At 70.4% G+C, this 449-nt stretch carries 1 protein-coding gene; it reads left to right on the plus strand.

The features are described from left to right. On the plus strand, window positions 1-449 hold a 449-nt coding region (locus N4G66_RS45355; protein ID WP_261710175.1), incomplete at both ends, for a UTP--glucose-1-phosphate uridylyltransferase.

Below are 449 nucleotides of genomic sequence, written 5' to 3' on the forward strand. Positions count from 1 at the left end.
CACCCCAGGATCAGCAAGGCTGTCATCCCCGCGGCAGGCCTCGGCACCCGGTTCCTGCCGGCCACCAAGGCCACTCCCAAGGAGATGCTGCCGGTCGTCGACAAGCCGGCGATCCAGTACGTGGTCGAAGAGGCCGCGTCGGCGGGTCTCGACGACGTCCTGATGATCACGGGCCGCAACAAGCGGCCCCTGGAGGACCACTTCGACCGCAACTACGAGCTGGAGTCCGCCCTTCAGAAGAAGGGCGACGCCGACCGGCTCGCCAAGGTCCAGGAGTCCAGCGACCTCGCGACCATGCACTACGTGCGCCAGGGCGACCCCAAGGGCCTCGGCCACGCCGTCCTGTGCGCCGCCCCGCACGTCGGCCACGAGCCCTTCGCCGTCCTCCTCGGCGACGACCTGATCGACCCCCGCGACCCCCTGCTCGCCCGCATGGTCGCGGTCCAGGA

Source organism: Streptomyces rhizosphaerihabitans (assembly GCF_025399795.1).
Lineage (GTDB): Bacteria > Actinomycetota > Actinomycetes > Streptomycetales > Streptomycetaceae > Streptomyces > Streptomyces rhizosphaerihabitans.